Annotated in this window: 19 protein-coding genes; 15 read left to right on the top strand and 4 right to left on the bottom strand. The window is 39.1% G+C overall.

The window, feature by feature from the left end; genetic code table 11:
* The 8 genes from RHP56_RS09775 (at nucleotide 1) to dnaB (ending at nucleotide 7857) form a co-directional block, all read left to right on the top strand.
* Nucleotides 1-828 (top strand): energy-coupling factor transporter transmembrane component T family protein, encoded by an 828-nt coding sequence (locus RHP56_RS09775; RefSeq protein WP_011680505.1) that lies wholly within the window; start codon nucleotides 1-3, stop codon nucleotides 826-828.
* The gene (pepV, locus tag RHP56_RS09770) at nucleotides 825-2255 is read left to right on the top strand and encodes a dipeptidase PepV (protein WP_011680504.1); all 1431 of its coding nucleotides are present in this window, start codon (nucleotides 825-827) and stop codon (nucleotides 2253-2255) included. Before RHP56_RS09775 ends, pepV begins: the two co-directional genes overlap by 4 nt.
* A gap of 257 nt (nucleotides 2256-2512) precedes the next feature.
* Nucleotides 2513-2809: a 30S ribosomal protein S6 gene (rpsF, locus tag RHP56_RS09765; RefSeq protein WP_011680503.1), complete on the top strand. Its 297-nt coding sequence runs from the start codon at nucleotides 2513-2515 to the stop codon at nucleotides 2807-2809.
* Nucleotides 2810-2842: 33 nt separating this feature from the next.
* The gene (gene ssb, locus RHP56_RS09760; protein ID WP_002815494.1) at nucleotides 2843-3409 is read left to right on the top strand and encodes a single-stranded DNA-binding protein; all 567 of its coding nucleotides are present in this window, start codon (nucleotides 2843-2845) and stop codon (nucleotides 3407-3409) included.
* A gap of 32 nt (nucleotides 3410-3441) precedes the next feature.
* Complete coding sequence (rpsR, locus tag RHP56_RS09755) at nucleotides 3442-3726, top strand: 30S ribosomal protein S18 (protein WP_004911134.1); 285 nt, start codon at nucleotides 3442-3444, stop codon at nucleotides 3724-3726.
* Nucleotides 3727-3895: 169 nt separating this feature from the next.
* A complete protein-coding gene (locus tag RHP56_RS09750) occupies nucleotides 3896-5923 on the top strand; it encodes a DHH family phosphoesterase (protein WP_011680502.1) in 2028 nt (675 codons plus the stop codon).
* A gap of 16 nt (nucleotides 5924-5939) precedes the next feature.
* On the top strand, nucleotides 5940-6392 hold the full coding sequence (rplI, locus tag RHP56_RS09745; protein WP_042251058.1) for a 50S ribosomal protein L9: 453 nt from the start codon (nucleotides 5940-5942) through the stop codon (nucleotides 6390-6392).
* Between the two features lies 1 nt (nucleotide 6393).
* Nucleotides 6394-7857 (top strand): replicative DNA helicase, encoded by a 1464-nt coding sequence (gene dnaB / locus RHP56_RS09740; protein ID WP_462794698.1) that lies wholly within the window; start codon nucleotides 6394-6396, stop codon nucleotides 7855-7857.
* 138 nt (nucleotides 7858-7995) lie between these two features.
* On the opposite strand, the gene RHP56_RS09735 is transcribed toward dnaB, so the two are convergent.
* Nucleotides 7996-8538: a hypothetical protein gene (locus RHP56_RS09735; protein ID WP_014325204.1), complete on the bottom strand. Its 543-nt coding sequence runs from the start codon at nucleotides 8536-8538 to the stop codon at nucleotides 7996-7998.
* The gene (locus tag RHP56_RS09730; protein ID WP_179876312.1) at nucleotides 8531-9031 is read right to left on the bottom strand and encodes an aminoacyl-tRNA deacylase; all 501 of its coding nucleotides are present in this window, start codon (nucleotides 9029-9031) and stop codon (nucleotides 8531-8533) included. Before RHP56_RS09730 ends, RHP56_RS09735 begins: the two co-directional genes overlap by 8 nt.
* A gap of 77 nt (nucleotides 9032-9108) precedes the next feature.
* On the opposite strand from RHP56_RS09730, the gene RHP56_RS09725 reads away from it, so the two are divergent.
* Entirely contained in the window at nucleotides 9109-9837 is a 729-nt protein-coding gene (locus RHP56_RS09725) for a GntR family transcriptional regulator (protein WP_011680498.1), read from the top strand.
* A gap of 186 nt (nucleotides 9838-10023) precedes the next feature.
* Nucleotides 10024-12465: a phosphoketolase family protein gene (locus RHP56_RS09720; RefSeq protein WP_014325202.1), complete on the top strand. Its 2442-nt coding sequence runs from the start codon at nucleotides 10024-10026 to the stop codon at nucleotides 12463-12465.
* A gap of 412 nt (nucleotides 12466-12877) precedes the next feature.
* Here RHP56_RS09720 and RHP56_RS09715 read toward each other — a convergent pair whose 3' ends face one another.
* A complete protein-coding gene (locus tag RHP56_RS09715) occupies nucleotides 12878-13669 on the bottom strand; it encodes an ABC transporter ATP-binding protein (protein WP_102753546.1) in 792 nt (263 codons plus the stop codon).
* Between the two features lie 318 nt (nucleotides 13670-13987).
* Between RHP56_RS09715 and ilvB the strand changes: the two genes are divergently transcribed.
* From ilvB to ilvA, 4 genes are all read left to right on the top strand, one after another.
* Entirely contained in the window at nucleotides 13988-15700 is a 1713-nt protein-coding gene (gene ilvB / locus RHP56_RS09710; RefSeq protein WP_102753631.1) for a biosynthetic-type acetolactate synthase large subunit, read from the top strand.
* On the top strand, nucleotides 15700-15945 hold the full coding sequence (locus tag RHP56_RS09705) for an ACT domain-containing protein (RefSeq protein WP_010296022.1): 246 nt from the start codon (nucleotides 15700-15702) through the stop codon (nucleotides 15943-15945). Before ilvB ends, RHP56_RS09705 begins: the two co-directional genes overlap by 1 nt.
* Nucleotides 15946-15981: 36 nt before the next feature.
* Nucleotides 15982-17025 carry a ketol-acid reductoisomerase gene (ilvC, locus tag RHP56_RS09700; protein ID WP_011680494.1) on the top strand — a complete coding sequence of 348 codons (1044 nt, stop codon included), beginning with the start codon at nucleotides 15982-15984 and terminating at the stop codon, nucleotides 17023-17025.
* A 72-nt stretch (nucleotides 17026-17097) separates the two neighbouring features.
* On the top strand, nucleotides 17098-18363 hold the full coding sequence (ilvA, locus tag RHP56_RS09695; RefSeq protein ID WP_102753630.1) for a threonine ammonia-lyase IlvA: 1266 nt from the start codon (nucleotides 17098-17100) through the stop codon (nucleotides 18361-18363).
* 34 nt (nucleotides 18364-18397) lie between these two features.
* Here ilvA and RHP56_RS09690 read toward each other — a convergent pair whose 3' ends face one another.
* Nucleotides 18398-18790, bottom strand: coding sequence for a RidA family protein (locus tag RHP56_RS09690; protein WP_002815709.1), 393 nt, complete (start codon nucleotides 18788-18790; stop codon nucleotides 18398-18400).
* A gap of 99 nt (nucleotides 18791-18889) precedes the next feature.
* Here RHP56_RS09690 and RHP56_RS09685 point away from each other — a divergent pair, with 99 nt between their 5' ends.
* The gene (locus RHP56_RS09685; RefSeq protein WP_462794697.1) at nucleotides 18890-19819 is read left to right on the top strand and encodes an isocitrate/isopropylmalate family dehydrogenase; all 930 of its coding nucleotides are present in this window, start codon (nucleotides 18890-18892) and stop codon (nucleotides 19817-19819) included.
* The last annotated feature ends 10 nt before the right edge of the window (nucleotides 19820-19829 follow it).

Raw genomic sequence — 19829 nt, 5'->3', positions numbered from 1 at the left:
ATGGATAACTCACTTTTCGGATATAAAGCAAGAAATACTTGGATTAATCATGCTACGGGTACCGCCAAATTAGTTGGCTTTTTAGCATTAACAACGATTGGCATGATTTCTTATGATACGCGTTTTTTAATTGCTTTAACAATATTGTCATTTGTTTTAATTAAAATGGCTCATATTAAATATCAGGAATACGCGCTACTTTTAAAGTTGGTATTATTCATTGGTTTGATTAACCTTGTGATGATTACCGTTTTGGCCCCTCAATATGGTGAACAATTATATGGTACGAAACATGTGATGTTTGGTAGCGGTTGGTTTACAATTACGCAAGAACAGTTGTTTTACGAATTTAATCTTCTACTAAAGTATTTATTCTCATTCCCGCTGTCAATTGTATTGCTTTTCACCACTAATCCTAGTGAGTTTGCTGCTGGGTTAAATAAAATTGGCGTACCCTACAAAGTAGCGTATGCCGTTGCAATTACCTTGCGCTATATTCCTGATGTACAGAGTGATTATCGAACGATTAGTTTGGCCCAACAGGCACGTGGCTACGAAATATCAAAAAAATCTAGTTTAATCCAACGGATGAAGGGGACTGTACAAATTATTCTACCATTAGTATTTTCAAGTTTAGGTCGGATTGATACGATTAGTCAAGCTATGGAATTGCGTCGATTTGGGCGCTATAATAAACGTTCATGGTATCAAGAACAACGTTTTTCCATGCGTGATGTGGCTATGATTCTATGGTCGACATTGATTGTCGTGATTGGCGTCTTGCTATTTATAACTAATGGAGGTCGGATGTGGAATCCTTTCAAATGACAGCTGAACAGTGGCAACAAAAGTCGCAATTGTACAAATCAGAATTATTGACTGACTTGTTACAGTTTTTATCAATACCATCTGTGTTAGATAAAACAACAGCTAATGTTCAACAACCTTTTGGAGCAGGTATTGAAACAGCACTACAATTTCTAGTTGATATGGGCAGACGTGACGGGTTTAAAGTTGAGCGTGTCGCGGATAATATGGTTGTTGTTATTGACTATGGACCAGAGGATGCAACGGAAACCTTTGGGGTCTTGTCACACGTTGATGTTGTTCCTGGTGGGGATGCATGGACGATAACGTTGCCATTTAGCCCTAAAGTTATAGGCAATCGCTTGTATGGACGTGGTTCACACGATATGAAAGCTGATTTAATAGCTAGTTATTACGCTTTGAAGCAATTAAAAGATGCTGGTTTTCAACCACGAAAAAAAATACGTTTGATTTTTGGTAGTGATGAAGAATCTGATTGGCGTGATATGCGGGCCTATTTGGATCAAGTAGGTGAACCGACGTTTGGTTTTTCACCTGACGGAGCCTTCCCGGTTGTTCCTGGTGAAAAAGGTGTTCTAACCTTATCAATTCAGTTTAAAGGCACAACATTGGGTGAGTGGAAACTACATCGATTTCAGTCTGGGGAACGAGATAATGTTGTACCAGGGACTGCAACTGCTGATGTTGAGCTGCCTGATGGTGTGGATATCAATGGGTTTTTAGCTGCGTATGAGCGTTATCTCAAAGATACACTAATGATTTCGGGTATAGGTCAATATGATGATGGTCATATTATATTAACACTGTATGGGAAATCTGTTCATGGCGCTTACCCAGAAGATGGTTTGAATGCGGCAACGTATTTGGCTAATTTTTTATTAAACTATAATTTCGATGATCAAGCGCATGGATTCTTAGAGTTTCTTGGTTTGACAAATCATAAAAACGTTTTCGGTGAAAAGCTCGGATTGATTTATCATGATGATATTATGGGTGACTTAACAGTAAATGTGGGTAAGATTTTATTCCAAGCTAATGCTGATAGTGAGATTCGGATCAATTTCCGTTATCCAATGGGCATAACGGAAACTGCTATTTTGACACAAGTTCAGCGACATATGGGGAGCTTAAACGCCAAAATATTTAAGCAGGAAGCTTTTGGTACACATCCGCACATGGTAGACCTCAGTGATCCAATTGTGACAGTACTTGCGGATATTTATGCTCAGCACACGCATACGCAAAAGACATATAAAATTTCTAATGGCGGCTCGTATGCACGCTTATTGAAACGTGGTGTAGCTTTTGGTGGGCAATTTCCTGATGTACCAGTCATGAGTCATCAGCCAAACGAATATGTATTGGTAGATAACATCCCTAAGACACAAGCTATCTTCGCGCAAGTAATGTATGAAATGACTCGATAACGAAGATAAATGAGTTCGCAAACTTAACAATGCGGGCTTTTTTTGCATAAGCAGATAGGTAGTTAATGTAATTCGACAGCATATCTATATAAGTAAGACAGACAAAAAAATCGTATTATAAGTTACCAGTGGAAATAATTCTGATAAACACTTGAAAAGTAAGGCTATATTGTAGTACAATTAGTAGTTGTGAATGCACAATTTGTGCGATCACTCCTTGCAGCCAAGGCTGCCAGAGACCAAAAGGAGGAAATAAAATGGCTACATCATACGAAATGACTTATATTGTTCGCCCTGATTTGGATGCGGATGCTAAGAAGACTCTTGTTGAGCGCTTTGATGCAATCTTGACAGATAATGGTGCAACAATTCAAAAGTCAGCCGACTGGGCTACTCGTCGTTTTGCATACGAAATTGCTGGTTACCGTGAAGGTACATACCACATTATCAATTTTACTGCAGAAGACGATAAGGCTATCAATGAATTTGATCGTTTGGCAAAGATTTCTCAAGACATCTTACGTCACATGATTGTTAAGCGCGACGCAGAATAAATTTGAATTTTCACTGGGAAAGGAGCGTTAATTATGATTAATCGAGTAGTATTAATTGGGCGATTGACCCGTGATGTTGAATTACGTTACACACAATCAGGTGTAGCAGTCGGTACGTTTAGCTTGGCGGTTAACCGTCAGTTCACCAACGCAAGTGGTGAACGTGAAGCTGACTTTATTAACGCCGTTATTTGGCGAAAAGCAGCTGAAAACTTTGCAAACTTCACTGGAAAAGGTGCACTTGTGGCCGTTGAAGGTCGTTTGCAAACAAGAAATTATGAAAATAATGCTGGCCAACGCGTTTACGTGACGGAAGTTGTTGTTGATAATTTCTCATTACTTGAATCTCGCGCTGAAAGTGAAAAGCGTCGTTCTCAGAACGGATCATCGGCATCTAATAATGGTGCTGACAACTTCAGCGGATCAAACGATCATTCGTTTGGCGGTAATGACAACTCATTTAACGGTGTTGATCCTTTTGCAAGTGCGAGTTCAAACTCAAATACGCAATCATCAGCTTCGTCAAATAGTGCCCCTAACCCATTTGCGGCTAGTGGCAATACAGAAATTGATATATCAGATGATGATTTACCATTCTAAAATAAATTAAACACTACGAAAGGAGCTTTATTATGTCAGAACAAAACTCACGTCCACAAAATTCAGAACGTCCACAACGTTCACGTCGCCCACAAGGCGGTCCACGTCGTCGTCGTAAGGTTGATTTTATCGCTGCTAACCACATCGAATATATTGACTATAAGAACACTGAATTATTAGAACGTTTCATCTCAGAACGTGGTAAGATTTTACCACGTCGTGTGACTGGTACTTCTGCAAAAAACCAACGCAAGGTAACTACTGCTATCAAGCGTGCACGTATCATGGCTTTGTTGCCATTCGTTACGGAAGATTAATTCCTAAAAGCCTGAGGCGGTTTGCCTCAGGCTTTTTTGTATATTTTGTATAAATTCGGGATATAGCTGTATCTAACGCACCATGTTATGGCTTGTCTGAAGTATTATCATATTAATCATGACACCCTGTGGTAAAATAGAAGATATGATAATCAGAAGGAAGTAGCACGTGAAACGATTTTTTAGTTTTAAAAATTTACCAATATTCTTTCAAAACACTAAACTAAGTACAGTGGCATTTCTGTTACTTGTATCAAGTGTAATGAGTGTTATTTTTGCTATGCTTTTTAATATAACATTTGGACTTATTTGGTTGGCAATAGTTATTATTGGATTAGTATTTAGTGCACAAGCTTTCAAAGAGGTTAGTGAAGATGCACAAGAGTACTTGTCTGGATTGGGGTATCGAATTGCACGTAGTGAACAAGAAGCTTTAATTCGAATGCCGATTGGCATTATTCTGCTTAATCAAGATAAAAAAATTGATTGGATTAATCCATATATGCAAGCATATCTAGACAAAAGAGATGTGCTTGGATTAGAATTGTCGGAGCTAGATAATAAATTGGCTCTAGAGATTGATAATTATGCCGATGCTTCCGAGACGAATACAATCACCTGGCAGGGTAGGCAGTTTTCGTTATTTGTTCAACAAAACTTACGGGTCATTTATTTGATGGATATCAGTGAGTATGCCGCGATTACTAAAAAATATGAAGATCATCAGCTGTTCAGTGGGTTAATATCGGTTGACAACTACGAGGAAGTCACTGATGGTATGAGCGAGTCCGAAACGTCTACTTTACGGACATACGTGACACGCGCATTGTCTGATTGGGCACTCGAACATCATATTTATATCCGCCGTTTGAATACACTGCATTATGTCATGTTTGGTTATCAGTCAGCCCTTCAAGAAGCTGAGGAAGATAAGTTCAGTGTCCTAAAGGACATTCGAGAAGCAACGGTACAACAGAACTCACCTGTGACATTGTCGGTCGGAATAGCATATGATGACACAGATATTAATAAGCTTGCTAAAATGGCCCAGACGAACTTAGATTTGGCCTTGGGTCGTGGTGGTGATCAGGTGGTTGTGAAATCTGAAAAGGCAGCGGCACGTTTTTATGGTGGTGCAAGCAATCCGATGGAAAAGCGTACCCGTGTCCGGGCTCGCATGGTATCACAAACTATTGCTGAACTAATGGAGCAGGCTGATAATATTATGATTGTCGGACATGCAATGCCGGATTTAGATGCAGTTGGCTCTGGATTGGGTGTCTGGCGTATGGCCCAGACAAAAAATAAACCAGCTTTTCTTGTGTTGGACGAAAAACATGTGTACAGCGATATCCAGCTACTGTTAGCTGAACTTCGCAAAAAGCCAGCAGAATTTGTGGCACCAGGATCAAATATTGATGATTCTATCGTAGATGAAGCGCGAGCATTGAAGCTAGTACGTGATAATACTTTATTGGTATTAGTTGATCATGCCAAAGCAAGTATTTCTGGCGCACCACAGTTACTCGAGAGGTTAGCCAACCGTGTAGTTGTGATTGATCATCATCGTCTAGCCGAGCAAGGTTTAGATGAAAAACCATTGATGTCTTATATAGAGCCATATGCATCATCGACATCAGAACTAGTTGTTGAGTTGCTGCAATATCAAGATCAGTCACATGCACCAATTACAAAGCTAGAATCGACGGCGATGCTAGGTGGCATACAGATTGATACTAAAAACTTCACTTTGCGTACGGGATCACGTACGTTTGATGCTGCTAGCTATTTGCGTGCTAACGGAGCTGATAGCAACTTGATTCAGTCATTTATGAAAGAGAAGTTTTCGGATTTTAAATCGCGAAGTCATTTGGTTAATTTAGCAGAGATTCATGAAGGAAATGCTATTGCTGTTGGTGATAACAAGGATATCTATTCTGGTTTGCTTACTGCACAAGCTGCGGACGAACTTTTGCAGATTAGCGGTGTGTATGCCTCATTTGTGATCACTAAACGTCAGGATGGACGGGTTGGTATTTCAGCTCGATCAACTGGGGAACGTAATGTTCAACGTACAATGGAGGCCCTTGGCGGCGGCGGGCATTTATCTAACGCAGCCACCCAAATTGCTAATGTAACAACCGAAGAAGCCAAACAACAATTATTAAATATAATTGCGGAACAATCAGAAGATTAACATAGGGGATTAAAAAATGAAAGTAGTATTTTTAGAAGACGTTAAAGGTCGCGGAAAAAAAGGAGAAATTAAGGAAGTACCTGATGGGTATGCCAATAATTTTCTAATTAAAAATAAGAAAGCGGAGCCGGCTACAGGCAAAAACTTGGGCGCAGTTAAGGGGCGTCAAAAGGCTGAAGAAAAAGCGGCAGCCGAGGAACTAGCTGAAGCGAAAAAATTAGCAGATTTTTTTGCTAACGAGAAGACAGTTGTTGAGCTAACTGGCAAATCAGGAACAGATGGACGTTTATTCGGTGCTGTTTCAACAAAACAAATTGCGGCTGCCTTAGAAAAACAATATCAAATCAAAATTGATAAGCGAAAAATGGAACTCAATCAACCAATACACGCACTTGGTTATACAGATGTACCAGTTAAATTACACCGAGAAGTGACAGCGCAATTGCGTGTTCATGTAAGCGAGGGTTAATATGGATAATCCGGTATCAAATGAATATCGGCAAGTGCCGCAAGATGGTGATGCTGAACGCGCAGTTCTCGGATCCATCTTTTTTGCTGTTAAGTCAGAAAATGCGATGGTTGAAGCCAGTGCAATCTTGGTACCTGAGGATTTTAATAAGTTAGCGAACCAAACTATTTTTAAAGCCATGCAGGCATTAGTGGATGAAAACCGTCCAATTGATATGCTGACAGTGCAAGATAAACTGAATAGTATGCATCAACTTGAAAACGTTGGTGGCATGGCTTATCTGGCAGAAATATCAGAGTCAACAGCTTCATCTGCCAATTTGAAGCATTATGCAAACATTGTTCGAGAAAAATCAGTTTTACGAAAAATGATTGATACGTTAACGAGAACAATGTCGTTGGCCTATGATGCTGCAGAACCAAGTGAAGATTTATTAGCGCAATTATCACGTAGTATCGATACCATTGCTGAAAATCGTGGTGATGAAAACTTTAGGAAAATTAAAGATGTACTGCAGGAATATCAAGCTAATCTAGACGAAGCGGTTAAAAATGATAGTGATGTTGTTGGTTTATCAACAGGATATCCTGAAATGGACAAAATTACACATGGCTTTCGAAATGATCAGATGATTGTTTTTGGTGCTCGCCCAGCCGTTGGTAAAACAGCTTTCGTGTTGAATATCGCTCGTAATGTAGCCAAAAATGAAAAAGTGCCTGTCGTTATTTTTGAAATGGAGATGAGTGCGACAGATATTGTTGGTCGATTGCTTGCGGGTGAGGGGTCAATTGATTCTAATCATTTAACCACAGGGCAGATGACGCAAGAAGATTGGCAGGCGTTAACACTTGCTATGCAATCATTGGCGCAAATGAAAATTTACATGGATGATACTGCTGGTATTAAAATTAACCAGATTAGTGCCAAGCTACACCAACTAGAACGTGATTTATTAAGTGATATGACTCAAGAAGAGCGTATTCAAAATCCTCATCCAATCGGTATGGTCGTAATTGATTATTTGGGCCTAATTGAGTCCAATAACTCTGAAAGCCGTCAACAAGCTGTTTCTGAAGTTTCACGAGCGATTAAAAAAATGTCAAAAGAATTAAATACACCAATTATCGCACTGGCACAATTGAGTCGAGGTGTGGAGCAACGTACTGACAAGCGCCCAGTTTTGTCAGACTTACGTGATTCGGGTTCGATTGAACAAGATGCTGATGTTGTCGCGTTTTTGTATCGAGATGATTATTCACGTGGCGATTCTGAAGATGGTGACGGGGATCCGCGTGAAGAACAAGAAGCGGTACCGATTGAAATTATATTTGAAAAAAACCGAGCCGGCGCTCGTGGTACAGCTACCTTGATGTTTAATAAACCGACATTCAAATTTAATGCTATGGCACCGCTATATCGGAATGATATGAACGCTGGAGCGCCTGATGTTAGTCCAGGGTGGTAGGTAGATAACAGTCAAGTAACTATATAAGATCCATTTATAAACTATCTTAGTTTACGTTAGATAGTAAAATACACAGTAAATTAAAAAAGCACTAGTATGAGATGCTCGCTTAAACAGCAGAACAAGTACTAGTGCTTTTTAAAATAGATATTGTAGTGTTGAGATGAACAAAATGACGATCAAGTATAATGGTATACCACGCCTGAAATTTTGCCAATCTGCAGCTGATAGGTTAAACCCAAGTAACAGGCTACCGATAATTAAAATAACGAATGTGTTTCTAATATATAAACCTGGTACCCATATAAATTTTATGAGTGAGCAAATAGCAGCTGTTACACCTACTATTGGCGCGATGCTGATAAAGATATTGCCAAGTTTTTGATAAAAACTACTGGGATTATATTCGCGGTTGACATAACCTAGCACACCATCGTCACTAATTTGCCACAAACGAAACTCAGTAATATGATGGCGAAAAATAATGGCAACAATTAGATGACTCAATTCGTGTATTACCACACCAAAAAAACTTAGAATAGCAGTTATCGTATAAGATGTGTGAATTGTCAGCCACTGCGATAATAAGCTAGACAAAAAACTAATTGACCAAGCAATTATGATAGGTAAAATCAAAAAGTAACCAATATTTTGCGCAAATTGAAGTAAAAATTCAGTCATGCTCTAATAAATCTACAAAGTCGGCACCAACTAATGATGCAACATCACGCGGATTGATTTTATCTGAACGACTTAACTCGCCGCCACTGACAAGAATGAAAGGTTGTTCAGCAGCGCTGAGATCAAAATAAATAGGGAAATGCTTGTTCTGCCAGATTCCAACAGGGTTATTAGCGCCGTGAATATAACCAGTCGTCCTTTGTAATTCTTTAAGAGGTAACATGGCCACTTTTTTATTACCTGATGCAGCTGCTAACTTTTTTAGTGACAGATGTTTTGTGATAGGTAACACTGCTACAATGGGCCCAGTTTTATCCCCATGTGCGGCGAGTGTTTTATAAATGTCATCATGTTTCACGTGAAACGTTTCCAAGATTGCATCACGCTGAACTGGCGTTTTATCCAAGATATTTAGTTCAAGTGGTTCATATTTCACTTTGTGTTTATCCATGACTTGTTCGGGCAACGTTTTTTTCATTTTCTTTTTACTCATAAGTAATATTTTATCACAAATTGGGTCCACCAATACAATGACTGGTCTGACCAATGTGTGGTATACTAATAATTACTATGTCAGAATCTATCTATGTTACCGTACAAGCGGATCTAAAACAAAAAATTTACCAGGGCGAATTTCCCAACTTAAAATTACCAGACGAACGTTCTTTGGCTGAGCAATATGGTGTGTCACGCTCATCAATCAAACGGGCACTTAATGTACTGGTACAACAAGGTGTTATCTTTAAAAAGCGTGGCAGTGGCACCTTTGTTAATCCGCTTTATCTAAAAAACCATGCAATTTTCCAACATGAAGGATCTAACCTAGGTGTTTCTGATTCGTTTCGTGTTGATGGAAAAGCGCCAAGCATTGAATTGTTGGATTTTCAAGTCATTCCGGCTACAACCGAACAACAACAGGCCCTTTTTTTAAACGAGGGAGATTTTGTCTATGAAATTAAACGGTTACGCCGACTAGAAGGGGTACCATTTATGATTGAACGAGGCTATGTACCTATCAATGTTTTGCCTGGGCTGAACAGAACGATAGTTTCCGGATCCGTTTATGAATATATCGAAAAAACAAAGCACCGCACGGTAACTAAGTCGTTTATGACCATTATGGCTGAGCCTTCTAATGATGAGGACCAAGAGTTGCTAGAATTAACTGCTAACGAACCAGTCGGCATCATGGAAGGCATTTTCTTCATGGATGATGGAACACCGCTAGAATTTTCGACAATGCGTTTACATTATAAGTATCTTCGCTATAATGCCTTCGTGAGTTTAGACTCCGAATAAGTTACAGCATTGGTACGTTCCAATATAATTAAAAAGCCAACCACATTTTTTAAAAACCTGACCCAATTGAACCTTTTCCCTTGAAGAAAAATCTGTAATCGGTTATACTGTAAGAGTAAATAACGGAAGAAGTTCGTGGTTTACGGTGTTTATGATTCTTGCAAAAAATAAGGAGTACTTAATCTCATGGCAGATTTCGATTCAAAAGAGTACTTGGAACTTGTTGATAAGTGGTGGCGCGCAACTAACTATTTGTCAGCTGGGATGATCTTTTTGAAGAGCAACCCATTGTTCTCAGTTACTAATACACCTATCAAGGCTGAAGATGTAAAAGTTAAGCCAATCGGACACTGGGGTACTATCTCAGGTCAGACATTCTTGTATGCACATGCTAACCGTTTGATCAACAAGTATGGTTTGAACATGTTTTACGTTGGTGGTCCTGGTCACGGTGGCCAAGTTATGGTTACTAACGCTTACTTAGACGGCGCATATACTGAAGATTATCCTGAAATTACTCAAGATATCGAAGGTATGAGCCACTTGTTCAAGCGTTTCTCATTCCCTGGCGGTATTGGATCACACATGACAGCTCAAACACCTGGTTCATTACACGAAGGTGGTGAATTGGGCTATTCATTGAGCCACGCTTTTGGTGCCGTTTTGGACAATCCTGACCAAGTTGCTTTCGCAGTTGTTGGTGATGGTGAAGCTGAAACAGGTCCTTCAATGGCTTCATGGCACTCAATTAAGTTTTTGAATGCTAAGAATGATGGTGCCGTTTTGCCTGTCTTGGATTTGAACGGATTCAAGATTTCAAACCCAACTATCTTCTCACGTATGAGTGATGAAGAAATCACAAAGTTCTTTGAAGGTTTGGGTTATTCACCTCGCTTCATCGAAAACGATGATATTCATGACTACGCAACATACCACCAACTTGCAGCAAACATTTTGGATCAAGCTATTGAAGATATTCAAGCTATTCAAAATGATGCACGTGAAAATGGTAAGTATCAAGATGGTGAAATCCCTGCATGGCCAGTAATTATTGCTCGCTTGCCAAAGGGCTGGGGTGGACCAACGCACGATGCAAGTAACAATCCTATTGAAAACTCATTCCGTGCGCACCAAGTGCCATTGCCTCTTGAACAACACGATCTTGCAACATTGCCTGAATTCGAAGACTGGATGAACTCATACAAGCCTGAAGAATTATTCAATGCTGATGGTTCTTTGAAGGATGAATTGAAAGCTATCGCTCCTAAGGGTGACAAGCGTATGTCAGCTAACCCTATTACAAATGGTGGTGCTGATCGTTCAGACTTGAAGTTGCCTAACTGGAGAGAATTCGCTAACGATATCAATGATGATACACGTGGTAAGGAATTCGCTGATAGCAAGCGCAATATGGACATGGCAACATTGTCAAACTACTTGGGTGCTGTTTCACAATTGAACCCAACTCGTTTCCGCTTCTTCGGTCCTGATGAAACAATGTCAAACCGTTTGTGGGGATTGTTCAATGTTACACCACGTCAATGGATGGAAGAAATCAAGGAACCACAAGATCAATTGTTGAGCCCTACGGGTCGCATTATTGATTCACAATTGTCTGAACATCAAGCTGAAGGTTGGCTTGAAGGATATACTTTGACTGGTCGTGTTGGAATCTTTGCATCATACGAATCATTCTTGCGTGTTGTCGATACAATGGTTACACAACACTTCAAGTGGTTGCGTCACGCTTCAGAACAAGCATGGCGTAATGACTATCCATCATTGAACTTGATTGCAACTTCAACTGCTTTCCAACAAGATCACAATGGATATACTCACCAAGATCCAGGTATGTTGACTCACTTGGCTGAAAAGAAGTCTAATTTTATTCGTGAATATTTGCCAGCTGATGGTAACTCATTGTTGGCTGTTCAAGAACGTGCCTTCTCAGAACGTCATAAGGTTAACTTGTTGATTGCTTCTAAGCAACCACGTCAACAATGGTTTACAGTTGAAGAAGCTGAAGTATTGGCTAACGAAGGTTTGAAGATCATTGATTGGGCTTCTACTGCACCTTCTGGTGATGTTGATATTACATTCGCATCTGCTGGTACTGAACCAACAATTGAAACTTTGGCTGCTTTGTGGTTGATTAACCAAGCATTCCCAGATGTTAAGTTCCGTTATGTTAACGTTGTTGAATTACTACGTTTGCAAAAGAAGTCAGAACCTAACATGAATGATGAACGTGAATTATCAGCCGAAGAATTCAACAAGTATTTCCAAGCTGATACACCAGTTATCTTCGGTTTCCATGCTTATGAAAACTTGATTGAATCATTCTTCTTCGAACGTAAGTTCACGGGTGATGTATACGTTCATGGATATCGTGAAGATGGTGACATCACAACGACGTATGATATGCGTGTATATTCACACTTGGATCGCTTCCATCAAGCTAAGGAAGCTGCTGAAATCTTGTCTGCAAATGGTAAGATTGATCAAGCTGCTGCTGATACATTCATCGCTAAGATGGATGATACTTTGGCAAAGCATTTCCAAGTTACTCGTAACGAAGGTCGTGATATCGAAGAATTCACTGACTGGACATGGTCACCACTTAAGTAATTTAAAATTATTTTATCAAAACCAACTATTATTTTTAATAGTTGGTTTTTTTATGGCTAAATTGACTACATACTAAACGAAACCATGTAAAAGTGCCACATAGTTTTACTTAATAAGTTCCTTTTATTTTTTGATTTGCAATGCAAAATTGTAAGCGTAATATGAATAATAAAAACCCCCAATTAGTTAGCTAATTGGGGGTTTTGTAAATCACCATATCAGCCGCTCATAGTCTTAGACGACAATAAGCAGCACAAACATCAGCTCATTGTCATTAGGTAATAATGACGATGACGCTGAGAATGAGTTTTGTAGTTGCTGATATGATCTTATTCATAGCATTTTCTCCGACGTTTTATTTAACTTAAATTAAATCATATAAGAAATATAATGTCAACTTCACATTTAAATTTCATAATTCGGCTGGATATACTGCGAAACGATTATTAGTTATGGGCAATATTTTGATGGGTTTGGGATAAAAATTAGAAAGTACGTTTTCTGTTAATATCTTATCACGCGTTCCCTGTGCAAAAATTTCACCTTGTTTAAGCAACATAATGTTTTTAAAGATCGGTAAAATTTCCTCGGTGTAGTGGGAGACAAATAGTAAGGTTGGGTGATTAGGCAATTGAGCGAGCTTATTAATTTGTTCCAACAATAATTCGCGGGAGAATAAATCTAAACCATTACATGGTTCGTCAAGTATAAGCAGTTCAGGTTTTCCTAACAAAGCCCTGGCAATTAGCACCAACTGTCGTTGGCCTTGGGATAGAACACGATAAGGTTTATTAATTAACTCATCCCCGCCTAGTTTCTTTAATAGTCCAATGGCTTCGTTCAAGTCATTTTTTTCAAAATCATTGTGAATACCAATGGTACCAAATTTTCCACTCAATACAATATATTGGGCTAGATGATGTTCTGGAAATCGGGATTGTACGGCAGTAGAAATGAGACCAATGCGTTTTTTCAACGCTAAAACATTTGTCTTCCCAAAAGTTTCTCCGAGAACTTCTATGCTTCCGGTTGTTGCCCAATGATTACCATAAATCAATGATAGTAGTGTGGTTTTTCCAGCACCATTTAGCCCCATCAGCACCCAATTTTCGCCGCTATGCAAAGACCAATTAATATTTTTTAATATTATTTTGTCTCGTTCAAACGAAACATTTTTCATCGATAATACAGCATTATTTGTCATATACTGCTCTCCTTTGTATTAAAAATAAATGAAATTATAGATTCAGAATATCATTTTTATAATTAGTTAGTTGCTGTGATTATTAAAAATATTCCGTTTTTATATAGGCTTAAATATTCCAAAGTTATATATTCATTTCAGAAATACTGTTGTGCCAAGTGATAATTAGTTTTAATATCATTCTCTTTTCATGGTTTTTCCGTTTTTAACGTTGACAGCACTAATTCGATTTGTCACAATACACTTGTTGCTTTGTTAATCAAAATCTAATTTTACTAATTTTCGAAGTGGCTGATAAATTTAAGAAGGGAGTAAGCTATGAAAAATGTAGTATTAACCGAAGGTAAAAATGGGGCACACATACTACTAGATTCTTTAGAGAAAGCAGGTGTTAAGAGTCTCTTTGGATACCCTGGTGGAGCTGTTATACCGCTATATGACGCACTATATGAATCATCGCACATCAAGCACATACTTGTTCGACATGAACAAGCAGCTGCTCACGCTGCGGAAGGCTATGCTAAAGCTACAGGGAAACCAGGTGTTGTTCTAGTCACGTCTGGTCCGGGAGCGACAAATACCGTCACTGGTATAGCAGATGCGTTTTGTGACTCTGTACCGCTTGTTGTGATATCCGGCCAAGTAGGATCGGCAGCTATTGGTTCAGATGCTTTTCAAGAGTTAGACATTTTGTCAATTACAAGTTCAATAACTAAGATGAGTTACCAAGTTAGAACAGTTGGCGAATTGCCGTTAATTGTTGAAGAAGCATTTAAGGTGGCTGTTTCTGGTCGTCCGGGCCCAGTGTTAATTGATTTGCCAAAGAGCGTGATGTTGGCAAAGGACACTGAAGAAAGTCAAGCTGATATCTGGCTACGTCAAATTGATACGCAAAAACCGGATGTTGATGCTGTTCAGATTCATCAATTAGTAGCGGCTTTGTCTAAAGCTCGTCAGCCACTTATTATTACTGGGGCAGGGGTTTTGAAATCAAATGCACAAGACTTACTACGCACACTTATACAGCACTACCACATACCGACTGTTTCAACATTATTGGGACTCGGAGCAGTTGAATCAGAAAACTCACTATTTTTGGGAATGGTGGGCATGCATGGATCCATAGCAGCCAATCAAGCTGTTGACCAGGCCGACTTTGTTTTAAATATTGGTTCGAGATTTGATGATCGTGTTGTTACGAATGTTGATGATTTTGCAAAACATGCAACCATCGCTCATATTGATATTGATGAAACGGAATTAGGGAAAGTGCTACCAACTGCTCACGCTATACATGCTAGTGCTGACGATGCGTTAAATGCAATCTTGACGGAAATTAAAAATGCCAAAATGACAGATACGTCAAAATGGCAAGAAAGTATTCGTCAAGCGAAAAGAGATTCAATGTTTTACTATCAGAAGTCAGAAACAGCGATTATGCCACAAGCAGTGATTCAAGCGGTTGGCAAAGTTACTAAAGGTGAGGCGGTTGTGGTCACAGATGTTGGTCAACATCAAATGTGGGTAGCACAGTATTATCCATTCCAGAATAATTACCAGATGTTGACTTCTGGTGGTTTAGGGACAATGGGGTACGGTATTCCGGCAGCGATTGGGGCGAAGTTTGCAAGACGGGACAAAGAGGTGGTACTTTTTGTTGGTGATGGCGGTTTTCAAATGACGTCAGAAGAGCTAGCAATTTTAAACGATAATGACTTAAATATTAAGATCATATTGTTCAACAACCATTCATTAGGAATGGTGAGACAATGGCAAACACTATTTTATAATGGTCGATTATCTAGTACAGTTTTCAAATCACAACCACAATTTAATCAGTTAGCACAGGCGTATGGTATTAATTATGTTCGAATTGAGAAACCTGAGCGAATGCTTGAAGATTTGCAATTAGCTTTTCAATCGGACAAGTCAGTACTAATTGAAATAATTATTCCTGATGATATAAAGGTTTTGCCAATGGTTAATGCGGGTGCGCCTTATCGTGACATGATTACCGAGGAGGATGCTTAATGGATAAAACATTTATAACACGTGTGTACAATCGTCCTGGATTGTTAGTAAGGTTTGCGAGTGTGTTGACACGGTTAAATCTGAACATTAAATCACTAATGGTGACGCCAGATGAAGATCAAAAGATTTCGACAATTTCATTTATCTTTGAATCTCAAAATGACAAACAAACAGCAACGGTACGACGTAACTTATTGAAGCAATTAGATGTATTAACGGTAAATGATGGTTTTTGCCATTATTAATTAGAAAATGAATTTAAAATCACGGAGGATTTTATTATGACTACAAAAATGTTTTATGATAAAGATATTGATACAACACCATTGGAAAACAAAAAGATTGCAGTTATTGGCTATGGTGCACAAGGGCATGCTCAAGCGAATAATCTACGCGACTCAGGATTTGATGTCATCATGGGATTGCGCCCAGGAAAATCTTTTGATAGTGCTAAAAAAGATGGGTTCGAAGTTTACTCAGCTGCTGAAGCAACGGCACAAGCGGATGTTGTTATGATGGAAACCCCTGACGAATTACAAGCGGCAGTTTGGGAGAAAGAAGTTGAGCCTAACCTTAAGGCAGGTTCTTACCTTGGATTTTCTCATGGGTTCAACATTGTTTATGGTTTGATTAAGCCCAATGCTGATATTAATGTCATGATCATTGCGCCAAAGGGTCCAGGAAACATTGAACGTCGCCAATTCGTTGAAGGGGGTGGGATTCCTTCTTTGTATGGTGTTCATCAAGATCCTACGGGTGATACAGCTGAAGTGGCCAAGGCCTATGCGAAAGGTATTGGTTCAGGTCGCGCAGGTATCTTGGAAACGACTTTTGAAGAAGAAACAACAGAAGACTTGTTTGGTGAACAAGCTGTACTTTGTGGTGGCTTAACACAATTGATTGAGGCAGGATTTAACACATTGGTGGAAGCAGGTTACTCACCTGAATTGGCTTATTTCGAAACATCTCATGAAATGAAGATGATTGTTGATTTGATCTTTGAAGGTGGTTTCGAGAAGATGAGACACGATTGCTCAAATACTTGTGAATATGGTGAAATGTTGAACGGACCACGTATCATCACTGAAGAATCAAAGCAAGGAATGCGTGATGTTTTGAAGGATATCCAAGATGGTACTTATGCTAAGAAGTGGTTGGCAGAATACAATTCTGGTTTGAAGGATTTGGAAAAGATGCGGACAGAGTATAAGAGCGGTTTGTACGAGCAAACAGGTAAGAAGGTTCGTGCTATGATGCCATGGATTTCAGATGCAGATAAGTACTCGACAGCAGCGGATACTGAGCAATTCTCAGCAGCAAAGTAACAAAATGAGAAGCATTGACCGAAATGGCGTGCTTTTCGTACATAAAATAAATTAGTAATTGGAGATGAATACATGACGACTGAGGGAAAGCTAACGGCTGAAGAAATAGATGAGGCGCATCGAGTCTTGTCAAAGGTAGTAACGCATACGCCATTGGCGTATGATGACTATCTATCAAAAAAATATAGAGCTAATGTGTATCTTAAACGAGAAGATATGCAACGGGTTCGTTCGTTCAAAATTCGTGGTGCCTACTACAATATCATTAAGGCAGAGAAAGAAAAACTCAATAATGGGGTTGTTGCTGCTTCAGCTGGAAACCACGCGCAAGGCGTAGCCGATACATGTCATAATTTAAAGATACAAGCAACTATTTTTATGCCAGTCACTACACCAAATCAAAAAGTAGAAGCGGTTAAACGTTTTGGTAGTCAATATGTTACGGTAATCCTAGTCGGTGATACCTTTGACGAAGCACAAAGTGCAGCGTTTGAATACACTGAAAAACATAATATGTTCTTTGTAGCACCATTTGATGATCGGCGTACCATGGCTGGGCAAGGCACGGTGGCGGTTGAGGTATTTGAAGATGCTGTAGAGCAAAATATTAATGTTGATTATTTGCTTGCTTCTGTTGGTGGTGGCGGTTTAATCGGTGGTCTGTCGACCTATTCTAAAAAGGTATCACCACAAACCACAGTAGTAGGTGTCGAACCAGAAACGGCACAGTCAATGAAAGCGGCTTTTCAAGCTCAAAAACCTACCACCGTCGAGAATATTGATCACTTTGTTGATGGTGCTGCCGTTGCGCGTGTCAGTCAGTTTACCTATAATCAAGCACAGCAGTATGTTGACAAACTGCTGGCTATCCCTGAAGGAAAGGTTGCTCAAGCAGTATTAGACTTGTACACTTATGAGGCGATAGTTGCCGAACCAGCTGGAGCGATGCCTATCGCTAGTTTGGATTTTATGGCCAGTGATATCGTAGGGAAAAACGTCGTTCTAGTTGTTTCTGGTGGAAACAATGATATCGGCCGTATGCAAGAAATGGAACAAAAGGCATTAATGTATAAGGGTCGCCAACAGTTTTACTTAGTTGAGTTTCCGCAACGACCCGGGGCATTACGGCAATTTGTAAATGATGTTTTAGGACCAAACGACGATATTACTCGTTTTGAATATACTAAAAAAATAAACTCTGAAACAGGCTCTGTCATGGTTGGTATTCTGCTGGATCCTGTTACGAAAGTAGATGACTTAACAGCCCGTTTAGCAGCTTTTTTTCCAAAATATATCAATTTGCAAGAAAATACTGTGCTTTTCAATATGTTAGTTTAGGAAAAGAAAAAACTTGATTTATTAAATCAAGTTTTTATTTCATCGCGGTAATTTCAATTTCTAATTTAGCATTTTTAGGTAAAGCAGCTACCTGAACGGCTGAACGGGCAGGAAATTCCTCAACAGAAGTTGTATCGAAGTATTGTGCGTAGATATCATTAACTAATGCAAAGTCTGCAATATCATCAAAAAATAATGCAGCTTTTACGATATCATTTCGTGAAAATTCAGCTTCGTGTAAGATGTTATCAATGTTATCAAAAATTTGATGTGCTTGTTCGGCTGTCGTAGCGCCAGCAAATTCGTCGGTTTCTGGATCAATACCAATTTGTCCAGAAATGTACAATGTATTGTCATTTAGAATAGCTTGCGAATAGGGTCCGAGTGCTTTGGGCGCTGTAGTTGTTGAAACGACTTTCTTTGACATGGATAATGTCCTCCTGGTTGATATTTTAATCTAAAAATCTATATTATGCAATCTTTGTAGAATAAAAAAACGAAAAGATGAGAATAAGAAGGAAAAATTATGATGTATAAATTAGCAATATTAAAAGGCGATAAAGAATCTAGCAGTGTAATTGACAGAGCCTTGGGAATCGTTAAGTCATCTGTAAATGATTCAACTGCATTCGAGGTGACGGAACTTCCTTTTGGTGTCAACGCAGCACTTTCATTTAATGAACCGTTACCAAACCAGACGCTTCGCGAATTGAAGAATTATGATGGCATTTTGGTTGGCGCACTGAACCAAGAGGTAGGGACGGATAGTTTACTAAGCGTACAAGAATCGCTTGTGGCATTGAGAAAATATTTAAACATCACACTTGCTTGCAAAGTAGTTCAAATTTCTGATAATAATGTTGATGCCTCACCACTCAAGAATCAAATAGTCAGGGATACGGATTTTATAATTGTACAAAGTGCTAAGAGGGCTAATGATCACGTGGATGGTAATATTTCGGTCGATGATTTCGCACAAGACACAATAACGCATGAACAACGTGAAGTTGAGCAAGTTATCACGGCGGGGTTTGAGCGAGCGATGAATCGAAAAAGGGCGGTCACAATCGTCACCCCTTTTGATTCGTTTTATACATCAAAAATATGGGCACTAACTGCTGAAAAAATTGCTAAAATATATCCCGATGTTGTTGTAAACTACGTATCATTATCATGTGTGATATCAACTGTTATTCAGCAACCAACTAGCTTAGATGTTGTTGTTGCTCCTAAATGGGTTGACCAGATTTTAAATGAAGAAAGCCAAAAAATTACGGGTCTACCTGAAACAGTGCCGGTATCTATGAAAAATAATAGCGGGCAAATGCTATATCAGTTACCACAAATCAATGTAGATGATAAGAATTTGATGATGGCAGTTGGAGAAGATACGGCTAAGCTTATTTTAAAAGAATGTTTTAATCATTATGATAATTTGCAAAAAATTGGTGTCTAATCACCAATTT

The sequence above is a fragment of the Leuconostoc sp. C5 genome, assembly GCF_056530425.1.
This window is presented reverse-complemented; position numbering and strand designations above follow the sequence as displayed.